The following is a 26,593-nucleotide window of genomic DNA, read 5'->3' on the forward strand; positions in this document are numbered from 1 at the left end:
GGCCGCCCCAGCGGCAGCCCACCACCCACCCGAACCGAATCACCAGCCACTGCCCACGAGCAGCCAACCCCAAAAACCAACAGGCTCCAGGGCAGGGATGCAAGCACATGCACCGCTTTCGGTGTGCCCTCATCTCTGCTGGGCGACCGCGGGAGCCCGGGAGGACTAGGCGGGCGGCTTCCAGACCGTGGGGTCGGCGGGTTGGTACTGCGGGTCCGCCGACACGGCTCGCTGGACGATCTCGTAGATCCGGTCGACGGCGATGCCGTGTTTGCGGGCTATCGCTTCGACGTCGTGGCCCTCGCTGTACTCGGCGACGACGGCGTCCTCGTCCGGAAAACCCGGCGCCGGCGGGAAGCCCTGAACCGGATAGGCCGGCGGGAGGTACTGGCCGGGCGGCTGCGGCGCATAGTGACCCGGCTGCGCAGCGTATTGGCTGGGCGGTGCGCTGTAGGGGCTCGGCGGCGCGGTGTAGGGGCCCGGCGGGTAGGAGGGCCACGGCGGCTGCGGGGTGAGCGGGTCCTGGCCCAGCGGCGGCTGCGGGGTGAGCGGGTCCTGGCCCGGCGGCGGCTGCGGGGTGGGCGGGTCCTGGCTCAGCTCGCGCTCCACCACGGCGTAGATCTGCTCGACGGTGCGGCCGTACCGCAGGGCTATCCCCTGCACGTCATGACCGTCGCCGAACTCGGCGACGATGCGTTCCTCGGTGGTCGGATATGCCTCGGACACCCCCTCAAGCTACCCGCCCACCGGACCGGGCGGCCCGGTCAGCGGCCGTTGCCGACCACCACCGGGCCGGTCGGGTCGATGGTCAGCTCCAGCTGGTCGCTCGGGCGCTCCCAGATGCGGCTCGGGTCGTTGAGCGGGTCCACGTGCCAGAGCAGCACCGGCACCGTCGGCTTGTCGAGCCGGCCCCCCTGCACGATGGCCTGCACACCGGTGGAGAGGGTCGTCGGGGCCAGCTGAAGCTGGGCGAGCGGCACCGGGTCGGGCGGCAGCAGGGCGTCGGCGAGCAGCACCGCGTCCCAGGCCGGGATCAGGAAGTTGCCCAGGTCGTTGGGGCGGCACGGCTGGCTCTGCGATTTCACCGCGGCATCCAGGGTGCAGGCGTCGACCAGTTGCCGGTCCCGGGCGCCGGGGGCCCGGTCGGCGCACGCGAAGGTCTCGCCGGGGCGCAGCCCGAGCACCTCGCGGGACTTGTCCATCTGCGCGAGGAGCGTGGTGTACATGCCGGGGCTCAGGTCCGAGCAGCCGGGACCGCCGACGTAGTAGTCGACCGGCCAGTCCGCGTTGCTGACCGCGCGGAGCTGGTAGTTGGCCATGAACCGGCCGACCGAGCCGTCCGCGATCACGAGGTTCGGCCGGGAGTGCCCGCAGGCGTCCTTGATCCGCTGGACGAACTCGGCGAACCGGGTCCACCGGTCGGCGAAGAAGAGGACAGTGTCCTTGTCGCAGCCGACCCCGTCGAGCGTGGCGACGTGCCGCGCGGTCGAGCCGGGCGCCTGCCGGACGGCCGCGAGCAGGTCGTTGACGAGCGACGTCGTGTACAGGTCGGTCGGGGCCGGCTGGGCGTAGACGTCGAGGCGGAACCCGTCCGGGAAGCGCTGGCGCAGGCGGGTCACGGTGTCCTTCGCGTACGCCAGGTTCGCCGGGGCCAGCTGAAGGTATCCGGGCCGGTCCACGAACGGCTTGCCGGGACCGCCGAGGTCCGCGAGCAGGTTCGGCGCGATGAACGGGATGCCGGCGTCGAGCAGCCGGTTGATCGCCCGCTGGGTGGTGTCCCGGCTGTCACCGCCGCCGATCACCACGAGACGCGGGCCGAGCGCTTTCCGGCGCTCGATGATCATCTGGGCGATGTCGTCGGCGTGCCGGACGTCCTGGGTGGCGTCGGCGATCACGACGTGCAGGTGCCCGAGGTACGTCTGTGCGAGGAGCAGGGCACGCAGCTGGTCCCGCTCGGACGGGTAGTCCCGGCCGTCCGCGCACGTCGCCGGGCGACCGGGCATCGGGTCGCAGGAGAGCGCGCCCATCCACACCACGGTCAGATCGCCCCTCTTCAGCGGGCGATTGTTCTTGAGGATGGCCTGCTCCAGCTTGACCGTCACCGGGTCCCGGCCGAACGCCGCCGGCGCGAACACGCCCGGGTCGGCGGTGTCGAGCAGCCCGTAACAGCGGGAGCCGTCGGCGGTCGCCCGCATCACCGTGACACCCGTCGAGGTGGGCAGCGTGTAGCAGCTGTGCACCACGCCGGGCAGCCAGTCCTCGCGGGTCCAGCCCAGGAAGCTGAGCGTCAGCGTGAGCACGGCCAGGACCACGTTGTGGGTGGCGTTCAGCTTCGGCATCTTGATCAGGCCGGTCAGCTTGTCCGACACGAGCACCGGCAGGACCACCGCGGCCACCGACACGGCCAGGGCGCGCGCCTCGGCGCTGCCGCTGAGCGCGTTCTCCACGAAGACGGTGGCGATCGCGAACACCACGGCGGTGCCGCAGATCAGCGCGACCAGCCGCAGGTTCTCGCTGAGCAGCGCCGCGACGGCGGCCAGCAGGACGGCGACCAGGATCGTCCACACCCCGACGTACCCGGTAATGCCGGCGTGCACCACCAGGATCACCAGGGCCAGCACCGCCAGCAGCTGGGCCCGCCCGGGATCGGCCAGGAACCTGGGCAGCGGGGACTCCGGATCGGCTGCGGCGGCCACGGCGGCGAGGATCCGCCGGGCCGCCGCCACCATGAACCCGACGCCGTAGATGGCGGTGGCCGAGCCGGCGACCAGGACGATCGTGTAGACGCCGTCGGCGCCGGCGAACAGGACCCGCACCACGATGAGCACGGCCAGCAGGACCGCCGCGAGCCCGAGCGCGCCTTTCAACGTCAGCAGCGAACGAGGAATCCGGGGCATCGACACCTCTCAGTCCACGATGCACCCACCGTAGGTGAACCCCGCCAGCGCCCGGTCAGCGGAGTTGCTCCTCCAGGTGGAAGACCTGATCGAGGACGACCATGCCCTGGTCCGGGCGAGCCTCGCCGAGCGCCGGGAAGAATTCGGCCATCGCCGCCTGCCAGCGGGCGTTCACCTCGGTACGGGCCATCGCCTCCTGGGCCGCCGCGAAGTCCTCGGTCTCCAGGATGCCGACGAGCAGGCCGTCCGGTCGCAGGAACAGTCGGTAGTCGTGCCAGCCGGTGTCGGCGAGCGCCCGGAGCATGTCCGGCCACACCGCGGCGTGCGCCTCGCGGTAGGCGTCGAGTTTCGCCGGGTCGACCTGCAGGGTGAAGCACACACGCGTCATGCCGGGAATTATGGCGGGTGAGTTGAAACGTTTCTAGACCTATATTGTTCGCATGCGAAATACTGAGATCCGGGTCGGCCAGATCGCCGGGACGCTGCGGGAGCCGGACGACGAACCGGCCGCCGCCCTGGTCATCCACCCGGCGACAGCGACGCCCGAGAGGTTCTACACGAACTTCGCGACCTATCTCGCCGACAACGGGGTCGCCACCGTCACGTACGACTACCGGGGCACCGGCCGATCCGGATCACCGCGCGCCAACCGCCGCATCGGGATGCGGGAGTGGATCGAGCAGGACGTGCCGGCCGTGGCGGAGTGGACCGCCGCGCGGTTCCCCGGCCTGCCGCTGCTCGCCGTCGGGCACAGCGTCGGCGGGCACGCGCTGGCGCTGGGGTACGGCACCGCCGGGCTCTCCGGATTCGCGCTGATCGCGGCGCACGCGGCCTCGGCCCGCGCCATCCCGGACCCGGCCGAGCGCCGCCGGGTGCGGCTCGTGCTGCACGTGCTCGGGCCGGCGCTGGCGGCCGTGCTCGGCTACGTGCCGGCTCGCCGCCTCGGCCTCGGCGAGGACATCCCGGCGGCCGCGATGACCCAGTGGGGCAGCTGGGCGCGGCGGGACGGCTACTTCTTCGACGATCCCTCGATGCGGGCGGCCGCGCGGGCGGCGACCGTCACGCCACCGGTGCTGGCGATCGGCTTCACCGACGACAAGTGGGCCACCCCGGAGGCGATCGACACGCTGACCGGGCACCTCACGGCGGCGCGGGTGGAACGCCGTACCTACTCCCCCGCCGACGGTGATGTCGCCACGATCGGCCACCATGGCTTCCTGCGCCGGGGCGTGCGTGACACGCTGTGGCCGGAGCTGCTCACCTGGCTGCAGAAGCAGGTGCGCTGAGGAGGAAGCGGCCGGAGCAACGGCCGGAGAAGGGGTGGGGCGGTGAGTTCGCCTGAGCCACGGCTCGTCTTCGAGATGATGACCGCTGAGCGGGCGGTCCGGCGGTGGATCGACGGGCGGGCCGGTGACTCCGGCATCGGGGCGGCCGGCGCCGGCGTCCTCTTCTATCTGGCCGCGAACGACAAGGCCCTGGTGGGCGACGTGACAGCCGCGCTGTGTGCGTCGCCGTCGGGGATGAGCGGCCTGATCAGCCGACTCGAGAAATCCGGATTTATCGAGAAGTTCCCGGATCAGGCGGATGCGCGCGCGGTCCGCCTCACGCTGACGCCGGCGGGCCGCGCCGCGGCGGGCATCGCCCGGACCGTGGTCCGCGATCTCAACGGTCATCTCACCGGCGGGTTCAGCGCCGAGGAACTGCGAGTGGTGGCTCGCTGGCTCGCGCACGCCGCCACCCTCACGCCCGACGAACCGTAACCCGATCGAGTGCGGCCTTTCCCGTTCGGCCCCCCGGACCCGCAGAATGTGACGGCGTCCGGGGAAGACGGGGAGGGGCAGTGACGGCCTTCGAGTACATCGGCGCGACCGGGATGGACGAGGTTCTCGACGCCCTCGCGGACGGCGCCGGGTCGGTCCTCGCCGGCGGGCAGAGCCTGGTCCTGCGGGGCCCGGTTCTACAAGGCCCGGTCCTGCGGGACCCGATCCCGCGGGCGGAGGACCGGGAGGCGGCCGTCCGCCGGGCGGCGGACCGGGAGGCGGCCGTCCGCCGGGCGGAGGACCGGGAGGCGGCGGTCCGCCGGGAGGCGGACCGGGAGGCGGCGGTCCGGCGGGTGGTCGACATCAACCGGGTGCCCGGGCTGGACACGCTCGCCGAGAGCGGCGGATCGCTGCGGGTGGGACCGCTCGTGCGGCACCGCACGTTCGAGTCGGACCAGGTCACCGGGCCGCTCGGCGACCTGCTGCGGGCCGTGGTGTGCCACATCGGGCACCCGCCGATCCGGGCGCGCGGCACCATGCTGGGCAGCTTCGCGTTCGCCCATCCGGCCGCCGAGTGGCCGGTCGTGGCGATGATGCTGGACGCGCGGATGACCCTGACCGGCCGTGACGGCAGCCGGACCCTGCCCGCCGAGAGCTTCTTCACCGGGCCGTTCACGACCGCCCGGCGGCCGGACGAGATGCTGACCGAGGCCCGCCTGCGGGTGCTGCCCGCCGGGACCGGCATCGGGTACGCCGAGGACCGCCGCACCACGATCTTCCCGCAGGCGGCCGCCATCACCGCGATCACCGTGACCGAAAGCGTCGTCAGCGCGGCAGCGATCGGGCTGGTCAACGCCGGCCCCTGCCCGGTGCGGGCGCGCGCCGCCGAGAAGGTCCTGCTCCACGGCCCGCTCTCGGATGCCGCGATCAGCGCCGCCGCCGAGGCCGCGGCCGACGTGGACGTCCCCGGCACCGGCCCGGACCGGCTCGTCCGGCAGCGCGCGTTCCGGACCCTGGCCCGGCGGGCGCTCAGTCAGGCCCGGGACGGTCTGGGCGTGCGGGCGCACCGGTAGCGAGAGCCGCGCTGCGGCCGGGACGGACGTCGCGCGGCCGCGCGGCTGCTCGGGGCGTCTGAGCTGCGGTTGTTCGGGGGTTTGGAGCGTACCCATAGATCGGGGTGTGGGGAAAAGCAGAGATCAAGTGACTTCCGCTGCGCGCGTGGGCATACCAGTGTGGACGTGGGTGCCCTATCGCGAGGAGTGAGCATGCGTCATCGTGTCGTGGTTGTCGGGGCCGGATTCGGGGGCCTCTTCGCCATCAAGGCCCTGCGCCGGGCGGACGTTGACATCACCCTGATCAACGGGACGGCCTATCACCTCTTCCAGCCGCTGCTCTACCAGGTGGCCACCGGCATCCTGTCGGAAGGTGAGATCGCGCCGCCGATCCGGGAGGTGCTCAAGCGGCAGAAGAACGTGGACGTCCGGCTCGGCTGGGTGCAGGACGTGGACGTCGAGAACAAGGTCGTCTCGGTCAGCGGGCCGGGGATCGACTACACGGTGGGATACGACACGCTGATCGTGGCCGCCGGCGCGTCGCAGTCGTACTTCGGCAACGACGAATTCGCCGAGTACGCGCCCGGCATGAAGAGCATCGACGACGCGCTGGAGCTGCGCGCCCGGATCTTCGGGGCGTTCGAGGTGGCCGACCTGCAGACCGATCCGGCGGACAAGGAGCGGTGGCTCACGTTCGTGGTGGTCGGCGCCGGGCCGACCGGCACCGAGATGGCCGGGCAGATCGCCGAGCTGGCGCACCGGACGCTGCCGTCGCAGTACCGGCACATCGACACCACCAAATCCCGGATCATCCTGGTCGACGCGGTCGGCGCGGTGCTCAACACGTTCGGCGACCGGCTGTCCGGGCGCGCGCGCAAGCAGCTGGAGAAGCTCGGCGTCGAGGTCATGCTGAACACCAAGGTGGTCGGCGTGGACACCACCGGCATCGAGGTCGAGTCCGAGCGCGGCGCCGAGCGCATCCCCACGATGACCAAGGTGTGGGCGGCCGGCGTGGCCGCCCCGACGCTCGCCACCAAGCTGGCCGACGCGACCGGCGCGAAGACCGACCGGGCCGGTCGCGTGTTCGTGGAGAAGGACACCACGATTCCCGGGCACCCGGAGATCTTCGTGCTCGGCGACATGATGAACCTGGCCGGCGAGGACGGCCGGCCGCTGCCCGGTGTCGCGCAGGTGGCGATCCAGAGCGGGCGGCACGCGGCCGACCAGATCAAGCGGCGCCTGACCGGCAAACCGGACAAGCAGCCGTTCAAGTACTTCGACAAGGGCAGCCTCGCGACGATCTCCCGGTTCTCGGCGGTGGCCAGCATCGGCAAGCTGCACCTCTCCGGGTTCCCGGCCTGGGTGGTGTGGGTCGCTGTGCACCTTTTCTACCTGGTCGGCTTCAAGAACCGGGTCACGGCGGTGCTGCACTGGGCGGTCAGCTTCCTGGGCCGGGGCAGGTCGGAACGAGTGGCCACCCAGCAGCAGGCGTTCGCCCGGCGGGCACTCCGTTTGTACGGGGACCCCTTCAGGCGTGAGGCCGAAGAAACGCGCCCGCCTGTGGCGTGAGGCGAGGGACAGGTAGCGTGTACCGGCCCCCGCAATCTTGAGGAAGGTTCATTCGTGGTGCCGGTCACGTCCTCGGTCCAGCAACCCGCCGTCGTGCCGAGGCAGCGGGCCCTGGCGCCGGTCTTCCACGAGCTCACGCTCTTCCACGGGAGCATGGGTGCGGGCAAGTCGACTCTGGCGTTGCAGAACGCGTACAACCGGCGGCAGGCCGGGCGGCCCGGCGTGCTGCTCACCAGCATGGATCGCGCCGGGTCGGGGGTGCTCTCCTCCCGGCTCGGCGTGATGGCCGACGCGATCGAGGTGACCGACGGGGCGGACCTGGTGACGCTGATCGAGGCGCAGGTGCCGGCCGGCGGGTTCGTGATCGTCGACGAGGCCCAGTTCCTGCGGCCCGAGCAGGTCGAGCAGCTCGCCCTCGCGGTGGACGAGCTGCACGTCGACGTGGACTGCTACGCGATCTCGACGGACTTCATGTCCCGGCTCTTCCCCGGTTCGCAGCGACTCCTGGAGCTGGCCGACCGGATCGTGTCGCTGCAGGTCGAGGTGACGTGCTGGTGCGGGCGGCCGGGGCGGCAGAACGCCCGGATCGAGGACGGCCGGGTGGCGCGGTCCGGCGCCCAGGTGGCGGTCGGGGACATCGACGCGGCCGCCGAGGTCACCTATCGGGTGCTGTGCCGGCGGCACTGGCGGGAAGGGAACGCCGGCCCTCAGGGGTAGATCTGCCAGGCCCGCAGATCGCCCTGCGGGTCGAAGAGGTAGCCGCCGTCGCCGTAACCGTGGTTCGCCGGGTCCACGTTCGTGAAGATCGGCCCGGTGAGGCCCCAGTACTTGTCGGTGGCGGTGTTCGTGCCCTTGCCGACGTGGACGGTGATCGTGCCGCCGGCCGGGATCGTGGTGCCCTTGGCGAACGTGTAGCGGCGGTAGGCGGAGTCGCGCACCCACCAGCCGGCGAGGTTGACGCCGGTCTTGGCCTGATTTTTCAGTAGAAAGTATTCCCCGTTGAGGTTCACGGCGTCGGTGCCGGCCGGATCGGGATTCACGGTGAGGGACAGTGACGCGGCCGGGCCGGCGCCGCAACTGTCGGTGTCGTAGAGCCCGCGGCGCTCCTTGGCGGCCGCCTTGGCCGCGGCCAGATACCGCTGGTCCCAGGTCCACTCCCCGGAGAACGGCAGCCAGAGCGCGAGACCCCGGCGTACCAGGTCCTGGCCGATGTCCTGCCACTTCCCGTTGATCTTCACGGCGGCCGAGCGGAGCGGGCGCTCGCCGCTTTTGCTGGAGGCCTTCAGCGCGGTCAGCCGCACCTTGCCGCCGCCGGCCTTGACCAGCTGCTCGACCCGCGCGGTCGCGGCCAGGGCGTGGCACTCGCCGCGCCGCTTCGACGGGGTCGGCGAGTACCGGGTCTGCTCCATCGCCTGGATGCCGATCAGCCGGATCGACTTCAGCGCGCTCGTGCCGTCGCCGTGCAGGTCGACCCGGAGGGTGTCGCCGTCGGCCACCCAGTCGACGGTGCCGGTCCAGGTCAGGGTGGCCGCCCGTGCCGGGGCGGCGAACCCGGCGACACCGAGCGTGGCGGTCACGGCGAGGGTGGCGAGTCGGCGCAGCATGCCGTGCTCATCGGCCGGGCGTGTGACGGCTTGAGAAAACCCGGTCGTTAGCTAGGCTAATCATCGTGACCTCCCCGCCACGCCGGGCCCCCCGGGCCGGCATCGATCCCGATCCGGCAAAGACCTGGCTACGGCGGGCCTGGCCACTGGTCCGCGCGCACCGGGCGTTGCTGATCACGTCGCTGACGCTCTCCTTCATCGGGCTGATCGTGCAGGTGCAGATCCCCGACCTGGTCCGCATCGGCATCGACACGGCGCTCGTCGACCGCACCGCGAGCCTCAACCGGTACGTGGTCCTCATCGCGATTCTGGCGGTCGTGCAGGGCGTCATCAACTTCCTGGCCCGGTTGTACCTCCTGCGGACCGCCTACGAGCTCGAGTACGACCTGCGGAACATCGTCTTCAACCACCTGATGCGGATGTCGTACGGCTTCTACGACCGGGTCCAGTCCGGCGAGCTGATGTCCCGCGCGACGAGCGACATCCGGGCCGTGCAGATGTACCTGGCGTTCGGCCCGTCGATCCTGGTGCAGTGCATGATCGCCGGGATCGCGTTCGCCCTGATGCTGTCGATCAACGCGCCGCTGGCCGTGGTGGCGATGGCGGCCATGCCGGTGATCGCGGTTCTCGGTGTCCGGATGCGCAAGGCGGTATTCCCGGTCTCCTGGCTGATCCAGTCCCGCTTGGCCGGGGTCGCGACGGTGGTCGACGAGAACATCCAGGGCGTCCGGATCGTCAAGGCGTTCGCGGCCGAGCAGCGGCAGATCAACAGTCTCGCGGCGGCGGCCGACGGGGTGCGGTGGGCGTACACCACCGACGCGCGGATCCGCAGCCGGTGGATGCCCGCGATGGACAACCTGTCCCGGGTCGGGCTCGCGCTGGTGTTGCTGGTCGGCGGGCTGATGGTGCTGGACGGGCACGCGACGATCGGCACGATCGTGGCGTTCAACTCCTATGTGCTGATGCTCCAGCCGCCGTTCCGGATGCTCGGCATGATCATCATGATGGGTCAGCGGGCGGCGGCGTCGGCTCAGCGGATCTACGAGATCGTGGACACCCCGCCCGACATTTCCGAAAAATCCGAGACGCCGCCTTCGCCGCCGCCGCGGGGTGACCTGCGCTTCGAGGGCGTCCACTTCTCGTACCCCGACGGCACTGTCGCGCTCCGGGGCCTCGACCTGCACATCGCACCCGGCGAGACCGTCGCGCTGGTCGGCGCCACCGGGTCCGGCAAATCCACTGTCGGCAAGCTGACCGCCCGCTTCTACGACGCCGGCGGCGGGCGGGTGCTTCTCGACGGCCAGGACGTCCGGGACTACCGGCTCAGCACACTGCGGGACCGGATCGGGATCGTGCCGGACGAGCCGTTCCTCTTCTCGGTGTCGCTGCACGAGAACATCGCGTTCGGCCGGCCCGGCGCGAGCCGCGACGAGGTGGAGGCCGCGGCCCGGGCAGCCGGCGCCGACGAGTTCATCAGTCAGCTGCCCGACGGGTACGACACCGTGGTCGGCGAACGTGGCTACACGCTCTCCGGCGGGCAGCGGCAGCGGGTGGCGATCGCCCGGGCGCTGCTGCTCAACCCGCCGGTGCTGATCCTGGACGACGCGACGAGCGCCGTGGACGTCCGCGTGGAGCACGAGATCCACGCGTCGCTGCGCGGGCTGATGGCGGGCCGGACGACGATCGTGGTGGCGCACCGGCTGGCGACGATCGGGCTCGCCGAGCGGGTGGTGCTGATCGACGACGGCCGGGTGGTGGCCGACGGCACCCACGCCGGCCTCCTGGCACATTCCCCGAAATATCGGCAGGTTCTGGCCGCGCAGGAGGTTCACGCGTGAGCATGTTCGGCGGCGGTTTCGGCGGGCCCGGCGGGGGTCCCGGCTCCGGGGCGATCGGCGGGATGGGCGGCACCGGGGCCGGCCGGCGTGGCGGCGGCGCGAGCAACCCGTTCGCCGGGATCCCGCCCGAGCTGGCCGCCGGCGTCACCGCGCTGGAGGCCTCCGAGCCCGCGCGCCCGGCGCCGGACGAGTCGTTCAGCCAGCGGCCGGACAGCGCATGGCTCAGCCTGTGGTCGCTGCTGTCCGGCCGCCCGGGTCTGCTGGTCACGGCCGCGGTCGCCGTCGTGGTGGAGGCGCTGCTGCTCCAGTCCGGGCCGCTCCTCGTACAGATCGGTATCGACAATGGAATCTCCGCCGGGAACGCCGAGATCCTCATCGCCGCGGCGGGCGCGTTCCTGCTCTCCGTCGGGCTGACCGCGCTGGCGTCCGGCATCCGGATCCGGCAGAGCGGCCGCCTCGCCGCGTACGCCATGCGTGACCTGCGCGTCCGCGTCTTCGCCCACCTGCAACGGCTCAGTCTGGACTTCTACACGAAGGAGAAGGCCGGCGTCACGATGACCCGGATGACCTCCGACGTGGAGGCGCTGCAACAGCTGCTCCAGGAGGGGTTCGCCCAGTTCCTCATCCACGGCCTCACCATGATCGTGGTGACGGCGGTCCTGATCCACTACAACGCGATGCTCACCGCGATCACGCTGCTGCTCGTGATCCCGCCGCTGCTGCTGCTCTCGCTCTGGTTCCGGCGGGCCGCCGACGTCGGCTACAACCGTCAGCGGGACACCATCGCGTCGCTCTTCTCGCATCTCTCCGAGAGCCTCTACGGCGTACGGGTGATCACCGCGCACAACCAGCAGGACCGCAACGTGGTCGAGCACCGGGACGTGGTCGGCGCGTACCGGGACGCCAACGACCACACCGGGAAGATCAACGCGATCTACGGGCCGGGCACGTCGGTGATCGGGCTGCTCGGCCTGGCGGCGCTGCTGCTGATCGGCGGACGGATGGTGCTGCGCGGCACCCTCACGATCGGCGAGCTGACCGCGTTCGTGCTCTATCTGAACGCGTTCTTCCAGCCCGTCCAGCAGTTGGTGCAGCTCTACACGAACTATCAGCAGGCGCGGGCGGCGCTGGGCAAGTTGCGGGGCCTGCTCGGCACAAGCCCGACAGTTCACGAAAAATCATCAGCTGTCGCCCTGCCACCGATCGACGGCGAGATCGAGCTGCGCGGCGTCACGTTCGGTTATTTCGACGACCGGCCGGTATTGCGCGACGTGAGCCTCCGCATCTCACCGGGAGAGACCGTCGCGTGCGTCGGCCCGACCGGCGCCGGCAAGTCGACCCTGGCGAAACTGGTGGCCCGCCTCTACGACCCGTCGCACGGGAGCGTGCTGATCGACGGCCACGACCTGCGCGACGTCACCCTGGAATCGCTGCACCGCCAGGTCGGCGTCGTCCCGCAGGAGCCGTTCCTGTTCGCCGGAACCCTGCGGGACAACATCGCCTTCGCCCGCCCCGAGGCCACGGACGCGCAGGTCATGGCCGCGATCGAGGCGGTCGGCCTGACCGAGCTGCTGTCCCGCTCCCCCGACGGCCTGCACACCGTCCTGCACGAGCGAGGCCAGTCCGTCTCCTCCGGCGAACGCCAGCTCATCGCCCTGGCCAGGGTCTTCGTCGCCGAGCCACGGGTCGTCGTGCTCGACGAGGCGACCTCCAGCCTGGACCTCCGCTCCGAACTGCGCGTCGAAGCCGCGATCCAGCGACTCCTCGAGGGCCGCACCGCGATCCTGGTCGCCCACCGCCTCTCCACCGCCGTCCGCGCCGACCGCATCATCGTGGTCGACAACGGCGGCATCATCGAGTCCGGCTCACACAACGACCTGCTCGCAGCCTCCGGCCGCTACGCAGCGATGTACTCCACCTGGGAGAGCCACTCACCCTCCGCATCCGGTACGCGCGACAGCCAGTCCCCAACCACAACCCCACCGGTCCCGCGCTCCCCCGCCACCTGACGGCCCCTTCCGCCGGCGCATCCCACCGCCGGCCCCGGCGTCCCGTCACCCTCCCGGCCGCCCTCCAACACTCCCGCCGCGCCCCAGCACTCCCGCCGCGCCGCCCGTGCCCCAGCACTCCCGCCGCGCCGCCCGTGCCCAGAGCTCCCGCGCGCCCGCGCCCCAGCACTCCCGCCGCGCCGCCCCCGCCCAAGCACTCCCACCGCGCCGCCCGTGCCCCAGCACTCCCACCGCGCCGCCCGTGCCCCAGCACTCCCACCGCGCCGCCCGCCCCCGACGCTTCCCTCACCGCCCAGCCACCCAGCCACCTCCCATGTCCCGCGGCATCACCCGTCGTGGATCTTGGAAAGCCAAGGGCCAGCTGGTGCTCAGTGCTGCCAGAGCCGCTGTGCAGGAGCACTGAGCACCAGCCGGCCCGGGCGAGCTGGTCGCCAGTGCTGCCGGACGCCTGTGCCGAGAACACTGAGCGCCAGCCCGCCCGCACCGCTCCACGATCGACAACCGGGCGGCGCCACCTCACGTCCCTACCGGGCGACGGCTCCCCCTCGATCAACCAGCAAGGTCAGTGCTGACCTTGCTGGTTAATTAGGGATGTCGTTCACCGGCGGAAACGTGGGTGCGGCCGCTAGTAGCCAGCGAGCTACGGCCGGGTGGCGCCGGCCGTAGGCCAGAGCGGTTACCCGGGCTTGATCACATGCCTGAGCTACGGCCGGGTGGCGCCAGCCGTAGGCCAGAGCGGTTACCCGGGCTTGATCACATGCCTGAGCTACGGCCGGGTGGCGCCAGCCGTAGGCCAGAGCGGTTATCCGGGCTTGATCACAGGTGTGGGCTACGGCCGGGGCGGCGGGTTCCAAGATCGGCGAGGCGGGAGGTGCGAGGCGGGAGGTGCCAGGTGCGAGGAGCCAGCCGCAGGACGCTGGCGCGGGGTGGCGGGGCACGCGGCGGCGCGGGGCCGAGGTCGAATATCTGCTGGTAGCAGGGCTTTCTTAATTAGCCAGCGGGGTCAGCACTGAGCACCAGCCGGACCAGCCGGACACCAGCGCACAACACTCAGCACCAGCTGGTCCAGCCGGACCAGCTGGCTGCTCGAACGGGTTACCACCCCGGCGGTGGATTGCCGTGTCTGCGAGGCTGCACGAAGGTGGGCAACCTCGACCGACGAAGGGCGCATCGATGAGCGATCCCCACCAGATGCCCTACGGGTGGGCGCCGCCGATCACGGACGGCTTCGTTCGCGTCCGCCAGCCGGTCACGCCGGGACGACGGGTGGCGGCGGCGCTGCTCGACGTGCTGCTGATGCTCGTCATGCTCGGCGTCGGCTGGCTGGCCTGGGCGCTGGTCACCTGGCCGGCCGGTCAGACCCCGGCGAAACGGCTGCTCGGGCACGTGGTGACGGACAGCGTCACCGGCCTGCCGTTCGGGCGGCGGCGGATGGCGGTACGCGAGATGTGCCTGAAGCTCGCGCTGAACGTGGTGACGCTCACCGCGTTCGCCTGGATCGACGGCTTCTTCGCCCTCGGCGACCGCGACCAGCACCGTGCCCTCCACGACCGGATGGTGAACTCGGTCGTCGTGAAGCGCTGACCCGATCGTGGACAGTTCGACCCCGATCGTGGACAGTTCGGCGAACTGTCCACGATCGGGCCGGACAACCGCTACCCCGCTGTCCAGAACAGGGCTCGGGCGTACTGGGCGTACAAACCCTTCGGGTGTGCGCGGAACAGCGGCTCGGTGCCGAACAGCACCGCGTTGCCGCCGCCCGCCGTGGTCCCGGAGACCACAGCGGCCTGACCGGCGGCCTGGGCGGGCCCGTTCGTGCCGGCCGCGGTCGGCTGCCAGTGCCCGGCGACCAGCGGATCGGCGCCGTACCGCTGCTCCACCGTGACACCGGCGCCGGTGAACCAGATCGGCGAGTAGACGAACGAGTGCGGCAGCGAGCCCGCCCCGACGACCGGGCCGGTGTTCACCACGTTCACCACGCCGTTCGCGTCACCGCGTCCGGCCGTCGCCACGGCCGGCAGCAGTTTCGCGGCGGCGTTGAAATTGGCACCGGTCGCGCCGCGGGTGACCACGCCGCCACCCCGGGCGAGGAACGCGTCGACCGTGGCGCGGCCGGTCGCGTTCAGCCCGGTGTACGACAGGCCGGACGAGACGATCAGGGTGTCCACGTCGCTCAGGCCGGCGCCGGCGTTGAGCAGGGCGGTCGAGACGGTCCGGACCGCGAAGCCCATCTCCTTGAGCGCGAACAGCTCGTCGGCCGAGACGGCGCCGGCGATGACGGGCTGGTCGAAGACCTCACCGGCCGGGCTCTTGGGCGCCGCGGTGAACCGTACCCCCAAGGATCGGGCCAGCGCGGTGGCCTCGGGCCGCGCCTCGGCCGGGACCACGACGGTGGCCGCACCGGTGCGACGCAGCTTGATCCCCTGCGCGAGCAGCTCGTTGACGGCACGGACGTCGTTGCCGTCCTTCAGCGTGAGCTGCAGCGCGCTGCCCTTGCGGGCGTCCACCGAGCCGGCCAGCGTCGCCTGCGTGACCCGTGACGTCGCCACGCGGGGGAAGGCGTGGCGGCTGATGTCGACGGTGGCGCCCCAGAGCAGACCGTGACTCCATCCCGAAATATCATACATTTGGGGTACGAGGTCCGAGATGTCCCGCCCGGCCTCAAGGAGCACATTGGCGAGACCGCGCTTCGGCTGACGCATGTCGACCAGGTAGGTGCCGGCCGCGTACCGGCGACCGTTCAGCGAGAAGCCGTGACGCGCCTTGGTGATCCGCACGTCGTTCGCGATCAGGTGGTTGACCAGGCGGGTCGCGGCGGGCGTCCCGGCCGGGATCACGTAGGCGCGCGGGAACGTGGTCGAGTAGCGGTCCTCCGGCCCGAAGCCCTCCACGAAACCGTCCGGGATCACCGGTGACGGCGCACCCTCCCAGCCCCGGCGGAACTGTTCGATCTGGCCGGCGAGCAGCGACGACTTGTTGGTGTCCGCGTAGCTGAGCGCGGCCTCGATGGTCGCGGCCGCGACGTCCGTGTTGATCGCCGAGCGGCGGCGCAGTTCCTCGACCGGCAGGGCGGTGTAGTCGGCGTTGTTCACCCGCAGCGGGAACTCCACGGTGTGGGCGACCGCGCCCTGGTAGATCGCGTACATCGGGGTGAAGATCGGCGGCCAGTCGTCCCAGTCGCCCGGCGCGTAGTCCCGGAACGGGATGTCGGCGCGGGTGGTCTCGGCGTACCCGAGTTTCTGGATCGCCGCCTCCATGCCGAGCGCGTTCGGCAGCGCGTGCTTGATGTAGAGGTCGTACTCGTAGTTCTGCCCGTGCGGCGGGGTGGCCGGCTCGATCAGCGTGGTGCCGGTGTACCCGTGCTCGTCGAGCATCACGAACGGCTGCGTGCCGATCACCACGTCGCGGACCGCGCGGGACTCGGGCTGCGAGCTGGTGGCGTGGTCACGGTTGATGTCGAAGCCGGCGCCGTTGGCCCGGGTGCCGGCGATCCGGCCGTCCGGGTTGTTCGTGACCGTCACGTAGACGCGGCTCTTCCGGAGGAAGTCGATCGTCTTCGCGTCGGTGGCCGTGGCCAGTCTCTCGATCACGCGGAGAGCGCCGTCGGTGCCCTCCCACTCGTTGCCGTGGATGTTGGCGTTGATCCAGACCGGCGTTTTGTATCCGGATTTCAGGGACTTATCCCGCTTGGCCGCCCACGGGTTGTCCTCGATCAGCGCCTTCCAGCGGTCCTGCCGGGCCGCCTCCGCGGCCGACTCCGGCGCGGTCACCGTGACCAGATAAAGATCGCGGCCTCCGGCCGACTTCCCGATCACCTCGGCGGAGACCTTGTCGGAGGCCTTCTGCAGGGCGTTCAATTTCGGCGCGATCGCATGGTACGGAATGAGCCCCAGCTTGATCGACCGATCATCCGGGTTCTCGGGGTAGACGCTGAGCGTGTTCTGGCGTGGATAACCCCGCTTCCCCGGTCTCCAGCCGCCGGTCCCCGTGCCCGCGCCGGCGATCTCCGCACCAGTGATCTCCGCACCGGTGATCGACAAGCTTCGCGCCGACGCGCTCTCGAGCGCGGCGACCTCATTACGTTCCGGACCGTTGCCGAAGTCCCTGCTCGCCTGGCCCTTGTTCGGGTCGCCCGGTGCGGCGGCAGCAGCAGGATCGGCGAGCAGCGCCGCGGTCAGCAGCGCCGTGCCGAATCCGGCAAGCGTTCGTGACAACTCCACAAAGCACCTCCGTTGGGATCCCCCTGACCCTCCCCGGAGCGACGACGGATGCGCAATGATCTATGCGGACGATTCTTGTTCTTAACCGAGTTACCGCAAGATCACATCGAGCCCGCGCTCGAAGCGCGCGCCGTCGCCCCGGTCAGCACCGCCCCGGTCAGCACCGCCCCGGTCAATACCGCCCCCGGTCACATAGTTCCGCCACCGGCCGGGTGCCCACGGCCAATTCCCGATCTCTCAGCCGCCGGGAGTCCCGAACAGCACCCCACCCCCGTGTGGACTTCCGCGGGCCAAGCTGCGTGTGAACTTCAGGTGCGGAGCGCGCCCCAACTCCACACACTGCGCCGGGGACGACCTGCGTGGGAAATTGAGGTGCGGAGCGCGCCCGAACTTCACACGCTGGGGGCGGCGTCCAGGGTGCGGCGGGCGTCGCGGACCACTGCCAGGTCGACCATGCGGCCTCGGGCGTCCAGGCACACCCCGCCACCGGCCGCCTCGAAACGCCGGACCAGGTCGCGCGCCTGCGCCACCTCGTCCGGCGACGGGGTGAAGACCTCGTGGACCACCGGGATCTGGGCCGGGTGGATGCAGGCCCGGCCGCGGAACCCGAGCCGCTTCAGCGCCAGCGTGCTGCGGCGCAGGGACTCCAGATCGCGGAAATCCGTGGTGACCGCTGCGGCGGGCGGTTCGATCCCGGCGGCGGCGGAGGCGAGCACCACGGCTGAGCGTACGAGAAGAAGCTCCCGTTCGTCCTCGCCCGGAGTGACCCCCAGCTCTGCCGCCAGATCGGCTTCGCCGATCTGCAGTCTGGTGACCCGCGGCGCGCTCGCGATGGCAGCCGCGGCCAGGAGGGCCCGCGGCGTTTCCAGCAAGGGTACGAGTCCCAGCCCGCCCGCCGGATCAAGGGCATCCAGCACGCCGGCGAGGGCCGCCAGCTGGTCCTGATCGGCCTTCGCCACGACCAGCCCGCGCAACGCCGAGCCCTCCGCCGGCAGCAGCCCGGAGGGTCGCGCCGGGGAAGCGGAGGACGCCCGCGCGGCCGCCGTCACCACCGCGCGGGCGTCCTCCACACCGTCCGGACCGGAGTTCACCCGGACGAAGACGGGCGCGCCGGGCTCCCGGGACGCGAGCCAGGCGGCGACCGCAGCGCGCGTGGCCGGCTTCTCCGCCGGGGGGACCGCGTCCTCCAGGTCCACGATGACGGCGTCGGCGCCGCGGCTCAGCGCGGACTCCAGCATCCGCGGGCGGTTGCCGGGCACGTACAGGAAGGATCTCATCCGATCGTCGCCGTCCCGGCGAGCAGCGCGCGGGCGATCACCACGCGCTGGATGTCGTTGGTTCCTTCGCCGATCATCATGAGCGGGGCGTCCCGGTAGAGGCGTTCCACCACGTACTCCGTGGAGTACCCGTAACCGCCGTGCACCTGCATCGAGGTGAGCGCGCAGGACACGGCCGCCTCGGAGGCGAACGCCTTCGCCATGCCGGCTTCCATGTCCACGCGGTGGCCGCCGTCGGCGCGCGAAGCGGCCCAGTAGACGAGCAGCCGGGCGGCCTGGACCTGCGCCGCCATCTCGGCGATCTTGAGTTGGACGGCCTGGAAGCCGCCGATCGGCCTGCCGAACGCGTGCCGCTGACCGGCGTAGCGCAGCGCCTCGTCATAGGCGGCCTGTGCGATGCCGAGCGCGCGGGCCGCCACGTTGATCCGGCCGGTCTCCAGGCCGGAGAGCACCTGCTGCATGCCGTGCCCTTCGACGCCGCCGAGCAGCTGGGTCGCCGGCACCCGCACGTCGTCGAGCAGGACCTCGCAGGACTCGGTGCCCTTGTAGCCGAGTTTCGGCAGGTCCCGCTCGACGGTGAAGCCGGGCGTGCCGGCCTCGACGAGGATCACCGACATGCCGCGATGCGCGGGTGACGCCGACTGGTCGGTCTTGCAGAGCACCGGCAGCGGATCCGCGTGACGGGCGTTGGTGATCCACGTCTTCCGGCCGTTCAGCACGTAGTGGTCGCCGTCCCGGACCGCGGTCGTGCTGATGCCCTGGAGATCGGTGCCGGCGTCGGGTTCGGTGAGCGCGATGCCGGTTCGCCTCTTGCCGGTGGCCAGATCCGGCAGGTACCGGTTCTTCTGGTCGCCGGTACCGTGCCGCGCGATGAGCCAGCAGGACAGCGAGTGACTGCCGAGGATCCCGGCGATCCCCATCCACCCCTTGGCGATCTCCTCGAAGGTCAGCGCGAAACTCACCATGTCGGCGCCGAGACCCCCGTACTCCTCGGGCACGGTGAGACCGAAGAGACCGAGCGAGCGCATCGTCTCGACGATCTCGGTGGGGTACCGGCCGGACGCCTCCCACTCACTCGCGACCGGGCGGATCTCCCGGTCGACGAAGTCACGCAGCACGTCGCGGAACATCCGCTGCTCGTCGGAAAGCTCGAAATCCATGATCACTCCGGAGAGACGGAAGGAGGAACGGAAGGAGGGGCGGAAGGCAGGAAGACGGCCAGCCCGTCCCGCCACGTCAGCCGGACCGGCTGGTCGCAGTGCGGCGCGGGGTTGTCGATCAGGTGGGTGAGAATGATCGGGCCCTCGGTGAGGCGGACCCGGGCGAGCGTGTACGGCTCGTCCGCGCGATGCACGACAGTGAAGCTGTCCACGGTGCCGGTCCCGGCGGCCTCCACGGACCAGAGGTCGTCGCCGCCGCACGAGACGCAGATCGGCCGCGGATAATATTGATATCTCCGGCAGGCCCGGCAGTACTGGAGAACGAGCGTCACCTGTCCACCCCCAGCAGGACGGTGGCGTGGCTGGAGAAGATCCCGCCGGTGCCGTGCGCGAGCGCCACCGACGCCCCGGGCACCTGCCGCGCGCCGCATTCCCCGCGCAGCTGCCGCACCGCCTCCACCAGCAGCAGCACCCCGAACTGCCCGGGGTGGCAGTAGGCGAGCCCGCCGCCCTGCGTGTTGTGCGGCACCGTCACGCCGAGACCGGAACCCGGCTCGGCGAACCCGAGGGCTTCCAGCCCGAGCGGCACCGCGATCGTGAACGAGTCGTACAGCTGCACCACGTCGACGTCGGACGGCGTCAACCCGGCCCGCGCGAACGCCCGCTGACCGGAGGCGATCGCCCCGGTCCGCAGCAGGTCGGCGGCGGTCGCCATCCCGGTATGGGTGAGCGCCTCGCCGTACCCGAGCACCTCGACCGGCGGCTTGCGCAGATCCCGCGCGCGGTCCAGGGAGGTCAGCACCACCGCGCCGCCGCCGTCGGTGACCAGGCAGCAGTCCAGCGCGCCGAGCGGCGTCGAGATGAGCGGCGCCGACAGCACCTCGTCGACGGTGAGCGGCCCCGTGCCGTAGGTCCACGCCGCCGGGTTCAGCAGGGCGCGCTCCCGGGCGGCCACCGCCACGGCGGCCAGATCGGCCCGGGACAGACCATAGGTGTGCAGGTACCGCTGCGCGACCATGGCGTAGTACGAAATCGGATAGAGCGGACGGTAGGGCTCCTCGAAGGCCGCCTCCGGCGTCCCCTCCTCGTAGATCCCGGTCAGCTTCCGGCTGCGTGCGGTGCGCTGATTGCTGGCGTACGAGATGACGACCGTCGAGCACTGCCCCGACGTGATCGCCTGGACGGCCCGTGCCACGTACATCTCGAAGACCGCGCCGCCCGCGAAGCTGGAGTCGCTCCACGCCGGCCACAGTCCCAGATAGTCCGCGAGCTGGGTCGCCGAGAAACGGGAGATGCCGTTCGTGGCGATCCCGTCGACGTCGGCCAGGGTCAGTCCCGCGTCGGCCAGGGCCCGGGTGACGGCCTGGGTCTGGAGTTCGAGGATGGACTTGCCGGTCCTGCCGAGATCGCACTCGGCCGCGCCGGCGATCGCGACGCCGGTCATGGCCGGGTCAGCGTCGCCGAGGCCGGGGCGACAGCGATCCGACCGTCCTCGACCACCTCGACACGCAGGTCAACCTCGATCGTGGAGCCGGACCGCACCGGAGAGCCCACGCAGCGGATCGTCTCCCCCGCGAAGACGAGGCTCTTGAAGCGGAACGACAGCGCGCTGATCACCGCCTCCGCGCCGAACCAGTCCCGGAGCGCGATCGCGAGGTATGCCCCGAAGACCTGCCCGTCCACGACCGGCTTAGCCAGGCCGCGCTCCCGCAGGAAATCGGTGTCGTAGTGCAGCCGGTGCCAGTCCCACGTCGCCCCGGCATAAGCGATCATGTCCGGCAGCTCGATGCGGCGGACGAACAGCAGCTCATCGCTCGACATGGATCAGCGACTCCTCGTTCACGGCGAGCACCAGATCGTGCTGGTCGGTGTAGGTGGCGACCGAGGTGACCACGAGCATCCGCTTGCCGCCGCCGGTGACCCGCTCGGTGATGCCGGCGAGCTTCCAGCGGGCGGTGACGACGGTGGTCGGCAGGACCGGCCGCTCGAACCGGTAGGAGTTCCCGCCCCGGACCAGGCGCGTGCCCGGCACGTCGAGGTGCCAGCCGTGCCCGGCGTACCCGTCGGCGTCCCGCGGCAGGTTCGCGTACTGGTTCGTCTCGCAGATCAGCGTGGGCGGCGCGACGTCGCCGGCCAGGTGCGCCGGGTCGGTGTCGCCGGTGGCGAGCGCGAAGTACCGGATCGCGGCCCGGCCCAGCGGCTCGGGCGCGGTGTAGACGGCCTCCTCGCCGATCCGGGCCGTCAGCGCGTCGGTCAGCAGCGTCACGGCAGCACCGCCGTGGGCACGGTCTCCAGCAGGAACTCGGGCCGCAGCAGCGCCGAGCAGACCACCGAGGTGACCGCCGCGTTCGGGAAGTGTTTCTCCCGCAGCGCACGGGTGGCGGCGTAGGAGCCGGCCGCGGCCGGCGTCAGGTACTCGACGAGCGCCGTCACGTGCTCCCCGGTCGCGCCCGCCTCGGCCAGGACGGTCTCGATGCTCGCGTAGACGAACGCGGTCTGCGCGGCCAGGTCACCCTCGTGCAGCGCGACCTGGGTGACCGGGTCGAGCGCGCCGAACCCGGCGAGATAGATCGTGTCGCCGGCCCGGACCGCCGGCTGGTAGGTGAGCGTGTCGTACCGCGCCCAGCCGGGATTGAGCACGGTCAGCTCGCCGGTGGCGGCCACCGCGTCCAGGGCGACCCGCGCGCCCCGGGCGACCGGCACGTCGACCAGGATCCCGGCCGCGCCGGGGTGCACCGGGCCCGGCAGCAGGTCCTTGCGGGGCCGGCCGCACCGCGGATACTCCGCGCGGGTGGCGGTGGCCGTGTAGTCGACGGTCCGGACCAGCGCGCCCATGTCCAGCCCGGCGACGGCGACGAGCTCGGCGATCCGTTCCAGGCACCACCGGTACTGCTCGCGGAACTCGCCCTCGGTGGTGTGCACGCTGGGCAGATAGACGGCCCGCCCGGCGACCCGCAGCGCGTCGTCGCCGGATTCGAGCAGCTCACCACCACCGGGATGGGCGATGACGCCGACCGCGTAGGCCGCGCCGGTGCCGTAGATCGCCTCGACCGGGACCCGGGACACCGGCACCCGGTGATCCCCGAGAGCGCCGGCCCGCTCCGACTCCAGCGTCAGCGAGCCGAGCGTCACGTACTCGGTCACGTGGACGATGTCACCCACGGTGAGCCCAGCCGAGGCCAGCGCGGACTCCAGCAGCGGGTAGCCGGGCACCGCCGGCAGATACACGGTCACGTCAGGCACCCTTCGACAGCGTCCAGCAACGCGACCGGGTCGGTGGCCGCGAGGACTGATGGGAAACCGGGCCCGAGGTTCGCGGCGGCCTTGGTCCGCGCTCCCCCGCCGGTCGAGCGCTCCACCCGGGACACCCGGCCGTCCCCGTCGACGATGCCGGGGGCGTCGGCCGCGACGACGCCGGGATCGGCGGCCACCACGGCGATCCGCGCGGCCAGGCCGAGCACGTCCGGGCGGTCCAGGTCGGTGAACGTGTCCAGGTCCACCCAGCCGTCCACGATCATCGCGGCGACGCACCAGTAGACGCTGAACTTGGCCTCGTAGGCGCTGCGCGGCCGCCGCTTCTCCGGTCCGGCGACGATCGGCACGGCGTCCGGGTGCAGCGTGACGGTCAGCGCGGCCGGGACGCTGCCGGTGAACTCGCCGGCCGCGTCGATCGAGGCGTGGGTGAGCTGGCAGGCCGGATAGGGCTTGATCCCGATCCGGGTGGTCTCCCAGCGCTCGCCCAGCCCGCCGACCAGCGCGCCGAGGTCCGGTTCCCGGCCGGCGAGGGCGCGGAACAGCCCGTAGGCGCCGTCCAGGGCGCCGGCCGGTCCGCCCGCGCCGGCCGCGGCGAGCCGCGCCGCCATGATGCCGTTCGCCACCGCGGTGCCCGGGTGCAGCTGTTTGGTGCCGGCCGGGCTGTGCAGGAACTCCAGCAGCCCGCTCGCGCCGCTGGCCGCGATGCCGATCGCGCTGGTCAGCGTCGCGGCGTCCAGCCCGAGCAGCTTCCCGGCCGTGACGGCCGCCGCGACCGGTCCGCAGATCGCGGTGGCGTGCAGGCCCCGGGCGTGGAAGCCGTGCGGCGCGGCGGCGCCGAGCCGGCAGACCACCTCGAGACCCGCGACCAGGGCGGTGATCATCTCACTGCCGCGCGCCGCGGTCTGTTCCCCGATTGCCAGGGCCACGGGTACGGTCACCGCGCTCGCATGCACCAATCCGCCGGCGTGCGTGTCGTCGAAGTCGAGCGCGTGCACGGCGACCGCGTTGCCGAACGCCGCGGCGACGGCGCTCAGCCGTTCCCCGGTGAACAGGCGTGCCTCCGGTGGGCCGCCGAGCCCGCGCGCGACGGTGAGCGCGGGGTCGGCGGCGGCTCGGCGGATGCCCGCGACGGCGCATCCCACGGCGTCGGTGAGGTGCTCGCGGGCCGCCGCGACGACCGGGTCCGGCAGGTCGTCGCGGGTGAGCCCGGCGACCCACCCGGCCAGCGTGACAGCGGCCGGGACGGTCACGAACCCTCCCGGCCGAAGGCGCCCGCCGCACGGAGTTCCCCGATCCGTTCCGGTGCATAGCCGAGCAGCTCGGACACGTACCCCAGATCCTCTCCCCGCCGGGGCGCCCGGCGATGAGCCGGCGGCTGATCGCCGACCCGGACCGGCGAAGCCACCTGGCGCACGGTGCCGTAGCGGGGGTGCTCGGTCTCCACGATCAGGTCGCGGGCCAGGGTGTGCGGATCACGCAGGGCGGCCGGCACGTCGTTGACCGGGCCGCACGGGATGCCCGCCGGTGAAAGGCAGGCCAGCCAGCCGGCTGTCGCCCGGGTCGCGAAGATGCCCTCCAGCAGCGGCAGCAGCTCGGCCGCGTGCTCCCGGCGGCCGGCGAACGTGGCGAACCGCGGCTCGCGCAGGGCGTCGGTGTCCAGCACGGTGACCAGGCGCTGCCAGAACTTCTCCTTGGCGCAGCCCACCACCACCCAGCCGTCGGCGGTCGGGAAGAGCTGGAACGGCACGAGCGACGGGTGCGCCGAGTACCGGGTGCGCTCCGGGGCGAACCCGGCGTTGAGATGCCAGGTGGCCGGGTAGGTGAGCATCCCGATCGCGGTGTCGAACAGGCTCAGGTCGCAGTCCATGCCACGGCCGTCCCGGCGGGCCGCGTGCACGCCGGCGAGCAGCGCGATCGCGGCGACGAACCCGCCCGAGTAGTCCACGATCGACAGCCCGGACTTGGCGGGCGGCCCGCCCGGCTCGCCGGTCAGGTCCATCCAGCCGGCCAGGCCCTGCAGGATGTAGTCGTACCCGGGCTGCCCGGCGCGCGGCCCGGTCATCCCGAAGCCGGTCAGCGAGCAGCACACGACGCTCGGGTTGACGTGCCGGAGCTGGTCGTAGGTGATGCCGATCTTCGCGGGCACGTCGCCGCGCAGGTTGGAGTAGACCGCGTCGGCGTGCGCGACCAGGTCCTCGAAGACCTCGCGGCCGGCCGGGGTGGCGAGGTCGAGCGAGAGCGACCGCTTGTTCCGGTTGAACGTCTCGAAGAAGAGCGAGTCCTCGCCGTCGGCGTACGGCGGCACGTACCGGCCGACGTCGCCGCCGGTGCCCGGATCCTCGATCTTGATGACGTCGGCGCCGAGGTCGGCCAGGTGCATCGAGCCGAACGGTCCCGCGCCGTACTGCTCGACGGCGATGATCCGGATGTCCTCGAGTGGTCTCATGCCAGGCTCCCCACCAGGTCGAGCAGTCGATCCTGCGCGTGCCGGGTCACCTCGGCCGGCAGGCCGTAGGAGGGCGCGGACAGTTTGAGCGCACCGGCCAGGCCCTCGTATCGGGCGATCCCGGAGCGGCACTGGTCGGGCGTGCCGGCGATCGTGTAGGCGTCCACCATCTCGTCCGGGACCAGGTCGCCGAGGTCGTCGGCCGGGCGGCCGTCGCGCAACGCCGTGCCGGCCGCCGCGCACACCGGCCCGAATCCGGCGGCCGTGAAGGTCTCCGCGTAGGAGCGGACCGAGGCGTAGAAGCCGACGACGTTGGCGGCCCGGCGGCGGGCCTCGCGCGGGTCGTCGTCGACCGAGCAGCAGGCCGCCGCCACCACGTCGAAGCCGTCCCGGCGCGCGGTCCGCAGGATCGGCAGGACGCGGTCGCGCAGGTCGGCCGGCGGGCACAGCTCGTGGGCGATCCAGCCGTCGGCGGCCTCCGCCGCGAGGGCGACCATCGCCGGCCCGACACCGGCCAGGTAGATCGGGATGTGCTCGCGGACCGGCGGGTACGGCCGGCGCCACCCCCGCACCCGGATCGACCGGACGCCCTCGTGGGTGATCGGGTCGCCGCCCGCGAGGACCTTCCGGACGATCTCCACGGTGTCCCGGAGCCGGGGCAGCGGGCGCTCGAACGGCACCCCGTGCCAGTCCTGGTTGAGCCGGGCCACGCCGGTGCCGAGGCCGAGCCGGAACCGGCCCTCGGCGAGCTCGTCGAGGTCGGCCGCGGCGATCGCGGTGAGCATCGCGGACCGGGCGAACGCCAGGGCGATCCCGGTGCCGACACCGACCCGGGCCTCGCCGCCGGCCACCTTGCTGGTGCCGGTGGCCAGGGCGGCAGCCGTGGTGAACGCGCTGCGGTGCAGTTCCGGCGCCCAGACCACGCCGGCGCCGGCCGCCTCGGCAGCCCGGGCGGCGACCACCAGCTCGGTCATCGTCTCGCCCCAGGGCTGCAGGTCAAGGCGCACTGGAGGGTCCCTGCCCGCGTTTGTAGGTGAGCATCGTCCGGGTCCAGGTGATGACGTCGACGCCGTCCTGGTTGAAACCGGTCGTGAAGACCTTGACGATCCCGGCGTACGGCCGCGACTTCGACTCACGCAGGTCGAGAACGGTGGACCTGGCGTAGATGGTGTCGCCGACGAAGACCGGGTGCGGCATCGTGATCTGTTCCCAGCCCAGGTTCGCGAAGGCGTGCTGACTGACGTCCGGGACCGAGAGCCCGGTGACGATCGCGACGGTGAGCGTCGAGTTCACCAGCAGCTTCCGGTACGGCGTACCGGCCGCGTAGTCGGCGTTGAAGTGGCTCTGGTTGGTGTTCAGCGTCAGGAGCGTGAACCACGTGTTGTCGGTCTCGGAGATGGTGCGGCCGAGCGGGTGGCGGTACGTGTCACCGACGGTGAAGTCTTCGTAATAGCGGCCGAGCATTGGGCGAAGCTAGCACTTGTTTCGCACAGTGGAAAGGTGTTT

Annotated in this window: 24 protein-coding genes and 1 pseudogene; 8 read left to right on the top strand and 17 right to left on the bottom strand. The window is 71.7% G+C overall.

Going from position 1 to position 26,593, the window contains the following annotated elements; genetic code table 11:
* Positions 1 to 165: 165 nt before the first annotated feature.
* From AB0F72_RS30690 to AB0F72_RS30700, 3 genes are read right to left on the bottom strand one after another with little or no spacing between them, the layout of a single operon-like run.
* A complete protein-coding gene (locus AB0F72_RS30690) occupies positions 166 to 726 on the bottom strand; it encodes a helix-turn-helix domain-containing protein (RefSeq protein WP_360438322.1) in 561 nt (186 codons plus the stop codon).
* Positions 727 to 764: 38 nt separating this feature from the next.
* On the bottom strand, positions 765 to 2,897 hold the full coding sequence (locus AB0F72_RS30695; RefSeq protein ID WP_360438325.1) for a hypothetical protein: 2,133 nt from the start codon (positions 2,895 to 2,897) through the stop codon (positions 765 to 767).
* Positions 2,898 to 2,952: 55 nt separating this feature from the next.
* Positions 2,953 to 3,285 carry an L-rhamnose mutarotase gene (locus tag AB0F72_RS30700; protein WP_360438328.1) on the bottom strand — a complete coding sequence of 111 codons (333 nt, stop codon included), beginning with the start codon at positions 3,283 to 3,285 and terminating at the stop codon, positions 2,953 to 2,955.
* Between the two features lie 52 nt (positions 3,286 to 3,337).
* On the opposite strand from AB0F72_RS30700, the gene AB0F72_RS30705 reads away from it, so the two are divergent.
* The 5 genes from AB0F72_RS30705 (at position 3,338) to AB0F72_RS30725 (ending at position 7,995) form a co-directional block, all read left to right on the top strand.
* Entirely contained in the window at positions 3,338 to 4,183 is an 846-nt protein-coding gene (locus tag AB0F72_RS30705) for an alpha/beta fold hydrolase (RefSeq protein WP_360438331.1), read from the top strand.
* A gap of 42 nt (positions 4,184 to 4,225) precedes the next feature.
* The gene (locus tag AB0F72_RS30710) at positions 4,226 to 4,657 is read left to right on the top strand and encodes a MarR family winged helix-turn-helix transcriptional regulator (RefSeq protein WP_360438334.1); all 432 of its coding nucleotides are present in this window, start codon (positions 4,226 to 4,228) and stop codon (positions 4,655 to 4,657) included.
* An 80-nt stretch (positions 4,658 to 4,737) separates the two neighbouring features.
* A complete protein-coding gene (locus AB0F72_RS30715; RefSeq protein ID WP_360438337.1) occupies positions 4,738 to 5,730 on the top strand; it encodes an FAD binding domain-containing protein in 993 nt (330 codons plus the stop codon).
* Between the two features lie 192 nt (positions 5,731 to 5,922).
* A complete protein-coding gene (locus AB0F72_RS30720; RefSeq protein WP_360438340.1) occupies positions 5,923 to 7,278 on the top strand; it encodes an NAD(P)/FAD-dependent oxidoreductase in 1,356 nt (451 codons plus the stop codon).
* Positions 7,279 to 7,332: 54 nt separating this feature from the next.
* Entirely contained in the window at positions 7,333 to 7,995 is a 663-nt protein-coding gene (locus tag AB0F72_RS30725; RefSeq protein ID WP_360438344.1) for a thymidine kinase, read from the top strand.
* On the opposite strand, the gene AB0F72_RS30730 is transcribed toward AB0F72_RS30725, so the two are convergent.
* Positions 7,986 to 8,882 carry a lamin tail domain-containing protein gene (locus AB0F72_RS30730; protein ID WP_360438347.1) on the bottom strand — a complete coding sequence of 299 codons (897 nt, stop codon included), beginning with the start codon at positions 8,880 to 8,882 and terminating at the stop codon, positions 7,986 to 7,988. The two genes, AB0F72_RS30725 and AB0F72_RS30730, sit on opposite strands and share 10 nt — an antisense overlap.
* A 65-nt stretch (positions 8,883 to 8,947) precedes the next feature.
* Between AB0F72_RS30730 and AB0F72_RS30735 the strand changes: the two genes are divergently transcribed.
* The 3 genes from AB0F72_RS30735 (at position 8,948) to AB0F72_RS30745 (ending at position 14,313) form a co-directional block, all read left to right on the top strand.
* Positions 8,948 to 10,720 (top strand): ABC transporter ATP-binding protein, encoded by a 1,773-nt coding sequence (locus AB0F72_RS30735; RefSeq protein ID WP_360438350.1) that lies wholly within the window; start codon positions 8,948 to 8,950, stop codon positions 10,718 to 10,720.
* 2 nt (positions 10,721 to 10,722) lie between these two features.
* Positions 10,723 to 12,729 (top strand): ABC transporter ATP-binding protein, encoded by a 2,007-nt coding sequence (locus AB0F72_RS30740; RefSeq protein ID WP_360438613.1) that lies wholly within the window; start codon positions 10,723 to 10,725, stop codon positions 12,727 to 12,729.
* Between the two features lie 1,173 nt (positions 12,730 to 13,902).
* Complete coding sequence (locus AB0F72_RS30745; protein WP_360438353.1) at positions 13,903 to 14,313, top strand: RDD family protein; 411 nt, start codon at positions 13,903 to 13,905, stop codon at positions 14,311 to 14,313.
* 71 nt (positions 14,314 to 14,384) lie between these two features.
* Here AB0F72_RS30745 and AB0F72_RS30750 read toward each other — a convergent pair whose 3' ends face one another.
* The 13 genes and pseudogenes from AB0F72_RS30750 to AB0F72_RS30810 all read right to left on the bottom strand — a co-directional run bounded on the left by AB0F72_RS30750 (position 14,385) and on the right by AB0F72_RS30810 (position 26,551).
* Entirely contained in the window at positions 14,385 to 16,949 is a 2,565-nt protein-coding gene (locus tag AB0F72_RS30750; RefSeq protein WP_360438356.1) for a M14 family zinc carboxypeptidase, read from the bottom strand.
* 101 nt (positions 16,950 to 17,050) lie between these two features.
* Positions 17,051 to 17,134, bottom strand: a pseudogene (locus tag AB0F72_RS30755) (pentapeptide repeat-containing protein); the annotation flags it as partial.
* A 207-nt stretch (positions 17,135 to 17,341) separates the two neighbouring features.
* A complete protein-coding gene (locus AB0F72_RS30760; RefSeq protein WP_360438359.1) occupies positions 17,342 to 18,226 on the bottom strand; it encodes a CoA ester lyase in 885 nt (294 codons plus the stop codon).
* Positions 18,223 to 19,386 (bottom strand): acyl-CoA dehydrogenase family protein, encoded by a 1,164-nt coding sequence (locus AB0F72_RS30765; RefSeq protein WP_360438362.1) that lies wholly within the window; start codon positions 19,384 to 19,386, stop codon positions 18,223 to 18,225. The genes AB0F72_RS30760 and AB0F72_RS30765 overlap by 4 nt, the downstream gene beginning before the upstream one ends.
* Before the next feature lie 2 nt (positions 19,387 to 19,388).
* Positions 19,389 to 19,718, bottom strand: coding sequence for an OB-fold domain-containing protein (locus AB0F72_RS30770; RefSeq protein ID WP_360438365.1), 330 nt, complete (start codon positions 19,716 to 19,718; stop codon positions 19,389 to 19,391).
* A complete protein-coding gene (locus tag AB0F72_RS30775; protein ID WP_360438368.1) occupies positions 19,715 to 20,830 on the bottom strand; it encodes a thiolase in 1,116 nt (371 codons plus the stop codon). Before AB0F72_RS30775 ends, AB0F72_RS30770 begins: the two co-directional genes overlap by 4 nt.
* Positions 20,827 to 21,207, bottom strand: a complete 381-nt coding sequence (locus tag AB0F72_RS30780; protein ID WP_360438371.1) for a MaoC/PaaZ C-terminal domain-containing protein — start codon at positions 21,205 to 21,207, stop codon at positions 20,827 to 20,829. Before AB0F72_RS30780 ends, AB0F72_RS30775 begins: the two co-directional genes overlap by 4 nt.
* Complete coding sequence (locus AB0F72_RS30785; RefSeq protein ID WP_360438374.1) at positions 21,194 to 21,652, bottom strand: MaoC family dehydratase N-terminal domain-containing protein; 459 nt, start codon at positions 21,650 to 21,652, stop codon at positions 21,194 to 21,196. The genes AB0F72_RS30780 and AB0F72_RS30785 overlap by 14 nt, the downstream gene beginning before the upstream one ends.
* Positions 21,649 to 22,620 (bottom strand): RidA family protein, encoded by a 972-nt coding sequence (locus tag AB0F72_RS30790; protein WP_360438377.1) that lies wholly within the window; start codon positions 22,618 to 22,620, stop codon positions 21,649 to 21,651. Before AB0F72_RS30790 ends, AB0F72_RS30785 begins: the two co-directional genes overlap by 4 nt.
* Complete coding sequence (locus tag AB0F72_RS30795) at positions 22,617 to 23,891, bottom strand: MmgE/PrpD family protein (protein ID WP_360438380.1); 1,275 nt, start codon at positions 23,889 to 23,891, stop codon at positions 22,617 to 22,619. Before AB0F72_RS30795 ends, AB0F72_RS30790 begins: the two co-directional genes overlap by 4 nt.
* A complete protein-coding gene (locus AB0F72_RS30800) occupies positions 23,888 to 25,087 on the bottom strand; it encodes a CoA transferase (protein ID WP_360438383.1) in 1,200 nt (399 codons plus the stop codon). Before AB0F72_RS30800 ends, AB0F72_RS30795 begins: the two co-directional genes overlap by 4 nt.
* Positions 25,084 to 26,094, bottom strand: a complete 1,011-nt coding sequence (locus AB0F72_RS30805; RefSeq protein WP_360438386.1) for an LLM class flavin-dependent oxidoreductase — start codon at positions 26,092 to 26,094, stop codon at positions 25,084 to 25,086. Before AB0F72_RS30805 ends, AB0F72_RS30800 begins: the two co-directional genes overlap by 4 nt.
* On the bottom strand, positions 26,084 to 26,551 hold the full coding sequence (locus AB0F72_RS30810; protein WP_360438389.1) for a MaoC family dehydratase: 468 nt from the start codon (positions 26,549 to 26,551) through the stop codon (positions 26,084 to 26,086). Before AB0F72_RS30810 ends, AB0F72_RS30805 begins: the two co-directional genes overlap by 11 nt.
* Between the last annotated feature and the right edge of the window lie 42 nt (positions 26,552 to 26,593).

The organism is Actinoplanes sp. NPDC023936, assembly GCF_040639325.1.
GTDB lineage: Bacteria > Actinomycetota > Actinomycetes > Mycobacteriales > Micromonosporaceae > Actinoplanes.